Below are 8,780 nucleotides of genomic sequence, written 5' to 3'. Positions count from 1 at the left end.
GGGCGGGGGCGTCCGCGAGCTCGTCGGCGACGACCGTGGCGGGGCCTCCCTCGGCGCCCGGCATGCGCGGGGTGCGGTTGGCGGCGGCGGTGGTGCGCGAGGCCGTGAGGAGGCCGCCGAACTGCTCCAGGAGGTCGTACTCGAGCGTGGCCACCTGCTCGCCGTTGTCGCCGGGGGTGACGGAGACGAGCTTCACGCGGTTGTGCCGCTCGCTGCCACCGGTGGCGCGGCGGAACTGGGTGCCGAGCGCGTCCGGCGCGGTCAGCTCCGTGCCCAGCGACCACGTCTCGCCCGGGCGCACCGGGTCGCGGGGCAGCTCCAGCACCAGGGTGGCCAGGTTGCGCGCGGGGCCCTGGAGTCCGTCGATGATGAAGCCGCGGTCGCTCACGGTGGCCTCTTCCGGCGCGGCGGCGCCCGAGGGCGTCACGCGCAGGTGGCGCTCACCGGCGTTGTTGAGCTCCAGCACGTAGGTGTAGTCCGACGCGACGGCGGGCGCGGGGGCGGCGGCGGTGGGCGCCGGGGCCGCGGTCTCCTTGGCGCCCTTCTTCTTCTTGTCGGGCTTGGCGGCCTTGGGCTCCGGGGCGGACTCGAAGGCGGGCGCGTTGCGGTCCAGCGCGAGCGACAGGCGGAAGGAGACGGGGGCGTCCTGGACGAGCTTCCAGCGCAGGAGCACCGCGTCCTTGGGGACGGCGGGCGCGGCGGCGACGGGCGCGGCGGCTTCCTCGGCGGGCGTGACGGAGCCTGGCGGCCGGGGGATGGGCTCCATCTTCCCGGGGGCTTCCTGCTTGCAGGCGGTGAACGCGAGGGCAACGAGCAGACCGCACAGACTTCGCTTCACGGGGACACTCCTGGTGGACGGTCGCGGGATAGCGGAGCGGGCGACGGTTGTAAAAGGGAGAAGAGGAGAGCCTGGGCGACCCGACCCCCTGGCCGCAAGACCCCCGGGGCTGTGGAGCCCCGGGCTTCCGCTTTGAGCCGCGATCTTCTATGTCCGGGCGCCTGCGCGCGGCGGGTGATGCCAGCGATTGACGGCCTCACGGGGAGAGGTCCGTGTCTTGGAATGGGAGCAATGGGATGAAGCTTGGGACCGTGGGACTGGTGGGTCTGTTGGGGCTGGCGGCGGGCTGTGCGACGGACGCGGCGAAGCCCACCGCGTTGGAGCGGCGTGATGCGGTTCGCAGCGCGAGCGACAAGACCTACCGCAGCATGGAGGGCTTCCAGGAGGCGCGTTGGGGGATGACGCCGGAAGAGGTTCGCGCCGCGCTTCCTGACGCGAGCGTCGGGCCGGATGGGACGCTCCGGATGAAGACGACCATCGCGGACGTTCCGGCCGAGGTGTCGCTGGGCTTCCTGGAGAACCGTCTTGCCGCCGTGGACGTCTTCTTCCCGGAGGTCTCCGACCCGCGCACCCTGCAAGCGCTGATGCGCGACCTGCTCACCCGCAAGTTCGGCGATCCCCGGAGGCCCAAGGAGGTGGCGCGGCAGGTGAAGCGGGGAGAGCTCCCGGTGCGGTTCGCCGCGGACCTTCCGCCGGTGCAGGAGGTGGAGGGGGCGGCCACCTCGCAGACCCTGGAAGGGGCCCTGGGGGCCCGGGGCGGGTTCGCGCTGATCAACCGGTGGCTCACCCTGGAGAGCCAGGTGAACCTGACGCAGTGGGCGCTGCCGGAGTCCAGCGTCCTGTCCATCCAGTACGAGAGCGCGAAGTACGCGCCCAAGCGCGCGGACCTCATCGGTCGCTACAGTCACAAGGCCCGTCAGGACCTGGTGAAGGAGCTCTGACGGAAGGCTCAGCCTTCGCGGGGCGCCGCCGCGCGCGACAGCCGGTCCCGCACGGCGATGCCCAGGCCGCTTGCCGCGGGCAGACAGGCCACGAGCACGTCGTGGCCCTGTTCATCCGCTTCACGCAGCCGGGCGTACAGGACGCGCGCGGCCTCCGCCGGTTCTCCCGGCACGTCGAAGCGCTGCACGTCTTCCGGCAGTGACAACGACGCGGGACCCAGCACCCCCACGCGCAGCCCCCGAGCTTGCAGTGCCTTCACCTGCTGGAGCGCTTCGGAGGGTTCCGCCAGCACCACGCCCGCTCGCGGCGCGTAGTGGGACGCGAGCGAACCGGACACGCGCACCGTGGTGGATGCGCGCACCGGTACCGTCCTCCCCAGCACCCGCTCCACCTCCTCTGTCGCCAGGCCTCCCGGCCGGAGGATGGCCGGTGCCCCTGAAGACAGATCCACGATGGTCGACTCCACGCCCACCGTGGACGGCCCTCCGTCCAGCACCAGGTCCACGTCGCCGCCCAGGTCCTGGCGCACGTGCTCCGCGGTCGTCGGGCTCACCCGGCCGAAGCGGTTGGCGCTCGGCGCGGCCACGCCTCCGCCCAGCCTGCGCAGCACCTCCAGCGCCACCGGATGCCCGGGCACCCGCAGCGCCACGGTGTCCTGGCCTCCCGTCACCGCGTCCGTCGCCCTCGCCGTGCGGGGCAGCACCAGCGTCAGCGGCCCTGGCCAGAAGGCCCGTGCGAGGGCCTGCGCTTCGTCCGGGACGGTGCGGGCCCATTCGGGCAGGTGCTCCGCGCCGGGGATGTGGACGATGAGCGGGTGGGTCGCGGGGCGGCCCTTGATGGCGAAGACGCGCCGCACCGCGAGCTCGTCCTCGGCGTTGGCCGCGAGGCCGTACACCGTCTCTGTCGGCAGGGCGATGACACCGCCGCGTCGCAGCATTTCGACTGCACGGTCGAGGAGGTCCGGATTAAGCATGCGCGAGCCGCAATGTCCCCCCAGGAGAAACCATGGGCAAGTCGCACGTCTTCGATGCGCGCAGCCAGATGCCAGTCCCCCCCGCTGACCTCTTCTCCTGGCACGCTCGCGAGGGGGCCCTCGAACGGCTGACGCCCCCCTGGGAGACCACCAAGGTCGTCGAGCGCACCGGCAACGGCATCCACACCGGCTCCCGCGTCGTCATCGAGGCGCACCTGGGGCCCATCCCCCAGCGCTTCGTGTCCGAGCACACCGGCTACGTCGAAGGCCAAAGCTTCCAGGACACCATGGTCCAGGGCCCCTTCTCCAAGTGGGTCCACAACCATCTCATGCAGCCGGCCTCCACCCCCCAGGCCTCCGTCCTCGAGGACCAGGTGGAGTACGTGCTCCCGGCGGGCGCGCTGGGCGACACCTTCGGCGGGGGCTACGCCCGCAAGCGGCTGGAGCGCATGTTCGCGTACCGCCACACCCTCACCCGTGAGGACCTGCGCCGTCACGCCGAGTTCGCGAGCCAGGGCCCGCTGACCATCGCCGTCAGCGCCGCGACCGGCATGGTGGGTCAGGCGCTGGTGCCCTTCCTCACCACCGGTGGCCACCGCGTGAAGCGGCTGGTGCGCGGCGGACGGAAGGTCGCGCCGGGCGACGTGGCGTGGGCCCCCGACAAGGGCGAAATCGATACCGCGGCCCTGGAGGGCGTGGACGCCGTGGTGCACCTGTCGGGCGCGAACGTCGCCGGCAAGCGCTGGACGCCCGAATACCAGGACGAGATCCTCAAGAGCCGCACCGAGACGACCCGTGTGCTGTGCGAGGCGCTGGCCCGCCTGCCGCGCAAGCCCCAGGTGCTCGTGAGCGCCTCCGCCATCGGCTACTACGGCGACCGCGGCGAGGAGTCCCTCACCGAGTCGTCGCCGTCCGGTGAAGGCCTGCTCGCGAAGGTCGCCCGCGAGTGGGAGGCCGCGACCGCGCCCGCCGAGGCCGCGGGCATCCGCGTCGTCCACCTGCGCATCGGCGTCGTGATGGATCCGCGTGGCAGTGCGCTCGCGAAGTTCCTGCCCGCGTTCAACGCGGGCATGGGCGGACCGATTGGCTCCGGCCAGCAGTGGTTCAGCTGGGTGGCCATGGAGGACATCCTGGGCCTCATCCGCTTCGCCATCGGCAACCCGGCCGTGCGTGGCCCCATGAATGGCGTGGCGCCGGGCGTGTTGCGGCAGGGGGACCTGGCCAAGACGGTGGGCCGCGTGCTGCACCGTCCCTCCTTCTTCCCGACCCCGGCTCCCCTCGTGCGCGCCGCGTTCGGACAGATGGGCGAGGAGGCCCTCCTGGCCGGTGCCAAGGTGGTGCCCGTCGTCGCCCAGACCCACGGCTACACCTTCCTGTTCCCCGAGCTGGAGGGGGCGCTGCGCTTCAGCCTGGGCCGCACCACGGGGGGCGCGGAGTTCCGCCACACTTGACACTCCCCGTGCGGGGGGACAGAAGAACGCCGCTTCCCCCTCGCTTCGAGGAGTCCTGATGATCCAGGTCGAAGGGCTGACGAAGTACTACGGCGAGCACGCGGCCATCCGGGACCTGGCCTTCACCATTGGCCAGGGTGAGGTCATCGGCTTCCTGGGCCTCAACGGCGCCGGCAAGTCGACGACGCTCAAGATTCTCGGGTGCGTGCTGCTGCCCACCTCGGGCCGCGTCGTCATCGACGGGCACGACGTGGTGAACCAGTCCCACGAGGTGCGCCAACGCATCGGCTACCTGCCGGACGTGCCCCCCGTCTACGAGGAGATGACGGTGGGCGAATACCTGTCCTACGTCGCCCGACTGCGTGACGTGCCCGCGAAGGCAACCCCTTCGCACGTGGGCGAGGCCGAGGAGAAGACGGGCCTGCGCGACGTGCACGGCGAGGTCATCTCCACGCTCAGCCACGGCTACCGCCAGCGCGTGGGTCTTGCGCAGGCCCTGGTGCACCGGCCCGCGCTGCTCATCCTGGATGAGCCCACCAGCGGGTTGGATCCGCTCCAAATCGTCGAGATGCGCGACGTCATCCGCGGCCTCAAGGGCGCGCACACGGTGCTCGTGTCCAGCCACATCCTCCCGGAGATTTCGCAGACGTGTGACCGGTTGCTGATCATCCACAAGGGCGCGCTGCTGGCGCAGGGCAGCGAGGAGGAGCTGTCGCGCAGCCTGGGCGGCCCGTCCATCGTGCTGGAGGTGCGGGGCTCGCGGACGCGTGCGCTCGAAGCGCTCCAGGGCTTCGGTGCGGTGGAGGTGCGGGCAGGGGAGGGTGAGGTGTTGGGCTTGAAGCTGGCGGCGTCGCCGGACCTGCGGCCGCAAGTGGCTCGGGCGGTGGTGGGCGCGGGGCTGGAGTTGCTGCGGCTGGACGCGAGCGAGGGGCAGCTGGAAGCGCTCTTCCTCCGGTTGACGCAGGGCCAGGAGGTGCGCGCGTGAAGGCGCTCCTGATTGCCCGCCGTGAGCTGGCCGGCTACCTGCGCACGCTCAGCGGCTACGTCATCCTCGCGGTCATCCTCGCGGTGAACGGGCTGTTCTTCAACGCGTACGCGCTGGGCGGCGCGAGCAAGCGCTCCGCGGAGGTGCTGTCCGGCTTCTTCTACTACTCGAGCGGCTTCACCATCGTGGCGGCCATCCTCGTGTCCATGCGGCTGCTCGCGGAGGAGCGCCAGACGGGCACGCTGCCGCTGCTGTACGCGTCGCCGGTGCGGGATGCGGACATCGTGCTGGGCAAGTTCCTGGCGGGGCTCGCGTTCCTCGCGCTGTACCTGCTGTGCACGCTCTACATGCCGCTCTTGGTGCTGGTGAACGGCAAGGTGTCCTTCGGGCACGTGGCGGCGGGCTACCTGGGGCTGTTGCTCCTGGGGAGCGCGTCGCTGGCGGTGGGCACGTTCGGTTCGTCGCTGGCGAAGAACCAGCTGCTCGCGGCCATCTTCTCCGCGGTGATGCTGGTGGCGCTCATCCTGTGCTGGCTGCTCGCGCGCATCACCGAGCAACCGCTGTCGGATGTCTTCAGCGCGATGTCGCTGTGGAACCAGCACTTCCCCCCGTTCCAGGCAGGGCTCATCCACGTGCGGGACGTCGTCTACTACCTGGTCGTCACCTACGTGGCGCTGTTCGCGGCGACACGGGTCTTGGAAGCGCGGAGGTGGCGATGAGCACGCCGGCTTCCTTTGGCACCGGGCTGGCCGCGACGGTGGCCTTCGTCTCGGGGCTGCTCGCGGTCTTCATCGCCGAGCGCGTGCTGGGTGCGGGCTCCGGCCGCGTGGCCCTGGCCGCGGTGGGCACCGCCGTGGCCCTGGGCGCGACGGGGTGGCGCGTGGTGCGGCTGTTGGCGGCGCCTCCCGCGCGACGCACGCTGGAGCGGTGGGTGCTGATGCTCTACGGCGTGGGGCTCGTGGCCCTGGTGCTCTACTTCGTCCAGGGGGACGTGGGGACGGCGCTCCTGGGCGCTCCGCTGTCGCGCTCCGCTCCGAAGCTGGCGGTGGTGCTGGCGGTGGTGTTCCCGGCGCTGCTCGTGTGCGCGCTCGTGCCGCTGGCGATGGTGGAGGCCGCGCTCGTGGCGATGGCGCGGGCTCCGGTGCCGGAGACGGGCCGGGTGCGCAGCGCGCTGTTCTCCGGGCTGGGTGTGGCGTTCGTGAGCGTGTTCGCGTTCGCGGCGACGTACGTGGCCACGCAGGCGGACGCCACCTGGGACCTGTCCTACTTCCGGACCGCGCGTCCGGGCGAGGCCACGCGCAAGCTGGTACGGGGACTCAACGAGCCTTTGCAGGTCACGCTCTTCTTCCCGCCCGCGAACGAGGTGGGGGAGGCGGTGCGGCAATACTTCCGCGACCTCACGTCGGAGAGTCCGCAGCTCACGGTGGATGCGTTGGATCAGGCGGTGGAGCCCGCGAGGGGCAAGGCCCTGGGTGTCAGCAACAACGGCGCCGTGGTTCTGTCGCGGGGCGAGCGCAGGGAGGTGCTGAACCTGGGCATGGACGTGGAGCGTGCGCGCGGGCAGCTCCAGCGGTTGGACGCGGAGGTGCAGCGGCGGATGCTCGCGGTGGCGAAGCCCCAGCGCGTCGTCTACCTCACGGGCGGTCACGGGGAGCGCGCGGACACGCGGCCCGTACCCGGTGAGGCGACGCGTCCGTCGGTGTCGCAGTTCAAGGAGCTGCTGCGCGGGCAGAACGTGGACGTGCGCACGCTCACGGTGGCGGAAGGGCTGGGCACGGAGGTGCCTCGCGACGCGGCGATGGTGGTGGTGATGGGGCCCATGGGCGAGCTGCGCCCGGAGGAGGTCACCGCGCTGCGTGAGTACTGGGAGCAGGGGGGCCGGCTGTGGCTCGCGTTGGAGCCGGAGGGGGCCTCGCTGGATCCGTTGCTCAAGTCGCTGGGCTTGCGGTCGCTGCGCGTGCCGCTGGCGAACGACCGCGTGTATTTCCGCACCACGCGTCAGCAGAGTGACCGGGGTAACCTGGGCACGGCGAGCTTCTCCTCGCATCCATCCGTCACGTCGTTGTCCGCGCTGGGGTCTCAGGCGGCGGTGGCCTTCATCGGCGCGGTGGCGCTGGAGCCGGTGTCTCCGCCGGTGCCGGGCGTGATGCTGGACACGAGTGTGCGCGCGCACGGTGAGACGTTCGCGGACGCCAACGGTGACTTCGAGCCCGAGCCCGGGGAGGTCACGAAGGCGTGGCCGCTGGTGGTGGCGGTGGAGCGGGCGGCGGCGGAAGGTCGGCCTGCGCCGCGCGCGGTGGTGATGGCGGACGCGGATGCGCTGGGTGACGGCATCCTGGGCAATGTGGGCAATGCGTACCTCGCGGTGGACACGCTGCGCTGGCTGTCCGGGGAGGAGGCGCTCTCCGGCGCGACAACGAGCGAGGAGGACGTGCCGTTGCAGCACACGCGCTCGCAGGACGTCGTGTGGTTCTACGCGACGGTGTTCCTGGCGCCGCTGGTGGTGCTGGCGGTGGGCTTCTTCGTGACGCGGCGGCGCGGGCGGCGCGCGGCCCGGAGCACCGCGGTGGTGGGAGGTGCGCGATGAAGGCGCGCGACGTGGCCGTGCAGGGAGTCCTGGCGGGCGTGGCCCTCGTGGCCGCGTTCTTCGTGTGGCAGCGCGAGCCGTCCCGTGCGCCGGGCGAGGTGACGGTGGAGGACGCGCAGGTGCGCTCGCTCGACCGCGTTCGCTACGAGGACGAGACGCGCTTCGTGGAGTTGTTCCGTGACCCGAAGGACCGTGAGTCCATCTGGGTCCTGTTGGGCAACAAGCCCGCGAAGCCGAACGCGGGACCTGCTGTGCCGAGCGGGGCAGGGGACGCTGGCCCTACGGCGTCCGGCGCGGGTTCCGAAGGCGGTGGGGCACGCGATGCAGGCGCGCTTGCCTCCGCGGGTCCCGATGCCGGATCCGGTGCTCGACCTGCTGGTGATGCAGGTGCGCTCGCAAGCGCCGCTATCGATGCAGGCACGCGAGGCAGTCCCTCCGACGCGGGCACGCTTGCCGCCGCAGCACCTGCCCCCGTCTCACCGCCCCGCGAGCTGCGCGGCAACGACATGGCGCAGAAGCTGTTCGCGCGCTTCGCCCCACTGCGTGCGCAGCGCGAGCTGGGCGTCCTCGACACCCAGAAGCTGGAGGAGATCGGCCTCGCGAAGACCGGGCGGCTGCTGACGCTCACGCTGGACGGCGCCCAGAAGCGCTTCCGCCTCGCGGCACCCGCTTCGGGTTGGGGCGCGCCCTACCTCCAGCGTGTCTCCGACGGCCAGGTCTTCCTCCTCGGCCCCGCGCTGTTGCCGGACCTGGAGGCCGCCGCCAACCGCCTCGTGGACCGACGGCTGCACACCTTCGACGTGGACGGCTTCGACCGCGTCGTCATCACCTCCGGCGCCACCTCCCGCGCCTTCGTGGCCAGCGGCAAGCCGCCGGGCGCCGTGCAGCTCGCGCCCGTGGAAACCCCCACGGCACCGGATGACTTCGCCCGCAACTGGCACGACCGCGTGTGGCGCCTCACCCCGGTGGAGCTCCTGGGCCGGGGCGAATCCCCACCCGGGCCC

8 protein-coding genes are annotated in these 8,780 nt (G+C 71.8%); 6 read left to right on the top strand and 2 right to left on the bottom strand.

Annotated elements, in window-relative coordinates; genetic code table 11:
- Positions 1-838, bottom strand: an 838-nt coding sequence (locus D7V97_RS35675) for a hypothetical protein (protein WP_147445111.1), incomplete at its 3' end; no start/stop codon positions are given.
- A 236-nt stretch (positions 839-1,074) separates the two neighbouring features.
- On the opposite strand from D7V97_RS35675, the gene D7V97_RS35670 reads away from it, so the two are divergent.
- A complete protein-coding gene (locus D7V97_RS35670) occupies positions 1,075-1,779 on the top strand; it encodes a hypothetical protein (RefSeq protein ID WP_120615085.1) in 705 nt (234 codons plus the stop codon).
- A gap of 8 nt (positions 1,780-1,787) precedes the next feature.
- On the opposite strand, the gene D7V97_RS35665 is transcribed toward D7V97_RS35670, so the two are convergent.
- A complete protein-coding gene (locus tag D7V97_RS35665) occupies positions 1,788-2,717 on the bottom strand; it encodes an L-threonylcarbamoyladenylate synthase (RefSeq protein WP_233583430.1) in 930 nt (309 codons plus the stop codon).
- Positions 2,718-2,785: 68 nt separating this feature from the next.
- Between D7V97_RS35665 and D7V97_RS35660 the strand changes: the two genes are divergently transcribed.
- The 5 genes from D7V97_RS35660 to D7V97_RS35640 all read left to right on the top strand — a co-directional run.
- A complete protein-coding gene (locus D7V97_RS35660) occupies positions 2,786-4,204 on the top strand; it encodes a TIGR01777 family oxidoreductase (protein WP_120615083.1) in 1,419 nt (472 codons plus the stop codon).
- A gap of 58 nt (positions 4,205-4,262) precedes the next feature.
- The gene (locus D7V97_RS35655) at positions 4,263-5,189 is read left to right on the top strand and encodes an ABC transporter ATP-binding protein (protein ID WP_120615082.1); all 927 of its coding nucleotides are present in this window, start codon (positions 4,263-4,265) and stop codon (positions 5,187-5,189) included.
- Positions 5,186-5,908, top strand: a complete 723-nt coding sequence (locus D7V97_RS35650; protein WP_120615081.1) for an ABC transporter permease — start codon at positions 5,186-5,188, stop codon at positions 5,906-5,908. Before D7V97_RS35655 ends, D7V97_RS35650 begins: the two co-directional genes overlap by 4 nt.
- Positions 5,905-7,776 (top strand): Gldg family protein, encoded by a 1,872-nt coding sequence (locus D7V97_RS35645; RefSeq protein WP_120615087.1) that lies wholly within the window; start codon positions 5,905-5,907, stop codon positions 7,774-7,776. The genes D7V97_RS35650 and D7V97_RS35645 overlap by 4 nt, the downstream gene beginning before the upstream one ends.
- Positions 7,773-8,780 (top strand): hypothetical protein (locus tag D7V97_RS35640; protein WP_120615080.1); only part of this gene is annotated, 1,008 nt, incomplete at its 3' end. The genes D7V97_RS35645 and D7V97_RS35640, both read left to right, overlap by 4 nt.

Origin of the sequence: Corallococcus sp. CA053C (genome assembly GCF_003611675.1) — a bacterium.
In the GTDB taxonomy this organism is placed as follows: Bacteria; Myxococcota; Myxococcia; order Myxococcales; family Myxococcaceae; genus Corallococcus.
Note: the sequence above shows the minus strand (reverse complement) of the source record. Positions and strands in the feature narration are given on the sequence as shown.